Source organism: Pseudoalteromonas sp. S4492, from assembly GCF_005886115.1.
Taxonomy (GTDB): domain Bacteria; phylum Pseudomonadota; class Gammaproteobacteria; order Enterobacterales; family Alteromonadaceae; genus Pseudoalteromonas; species Pseudoalteromonas gelatinilytica.
In genome coordinates this window covers 1-1,124 of record NZ_PNCP01000097.1, presented here as the reverse complement: position 1 = coordinate 1,124, position 1,124 = coordinate 1, and the positions used below count along the sequence as shown (strand labels likewise).

Here is a 1,124-nt window from a genome sequence, read left to right as displayed (position 1 = left end):
CTATATGCCAGTTTCCTATGGTTCGGCTGAACCAGTTATGTGTGAAAGAGCGCCTGATAAAGAAGTAGATAAGACGTCAGAACCTGAAGAGAAACCAGCGCCCGAAGAAACAGACCCTCAACCCGAACCCGATGAACTGTCAGCTATAAACAAGATTAATGAAAACCTTGACGCAATGAACAAGAATCAGATTGCAGCAAGTGATTCTAATGATGAACGTTTAGACCGTGTAGCTGAAGAAATTCAAATATCTAACGAGTTACTTGGTGAAATTCGTTACAACACAGCCATGACAGATTTTAATACTGATTATGCCAACGCACTTTTAGAGGGGATTTTAGAAAAACCAGTTGGCGGGGGTGGTGGCGGCTCTGGTTCTGGTGACGGTGATGGCGAAGAAGAACAGCCATTCACCATACAGGCCAAACGCAAAAACAATAATAAAGGTCTTAATAAACTATTTACCGAACAAGACCTACAAACCGTAACTGAAGAAATCACACAGAAAAGACAAGAACTAAAAGATTACGTGCAACAAATAAAATCTGAATCAGGGTCGCTTTTTGAAGTTACACCCTCTTTTGGTGGAGGGTATGAAGAACGGATTGTGAACATTAAGGGGGTTGATGTTGATATGGGTCTAGGGCGATTAGCCAGCTTTTTTCAACTGATTGCTGCTGCCGTTTTACTTATCTCAACCTTAACTGCATTGTATATTTTATTGGGGCCTTAATATGAAAACGAAGACTTTTATTTTAATCGTTCTATTTCTTCCCTTGCTTGCTATCGCTGAAACATCGGGTACAGGTACGGATACTGGCACAGCGCAAGGTAACTATGAAGGCTTTGAAGGTGCAGCCCAAGCGATGGGTCATTTCTTTACTGATATTTGGACTTTTCTTGATGATGACGTTCCGAACTTCTTTGAAAGAGCATTAGCTTTTATCATCGAAAAAGTCACGCTGATGAGAATTGCGGCAGAGCTAGAAGCAATGAAACTTGCTTGGTCTGTATCAAAGGCGATTATGGAAAACTTCCAAATATCCTCAAAAATATTATCGGCTGCAAATGGCTTACCACAGGACGTAAAAGCAGCGCTTGTTGATATGCGATTCTTTGATGGT

2 protein-coding genes are annotated in these 1,124 nt (G+C 41.1%); both read left to right on the top strand.

The genetic code is table 11. The features are described from left to right. The coding region (locus CWC28_RS21990) for a hypothetical protein (protein ID WP_212746805.1) at positions 1-733 on the top strand (733 nt) is incomplete at its 5' end. Between the two features lies 1 nt (position 734). After that, positions 735-1,124 (top strand): DUF2523 domain-containing protein (locus CWC28_RS20865; RefSeq protein WP_138625712.1); only part of this gene is annotated, 390 nt, incomplete at its 3' end.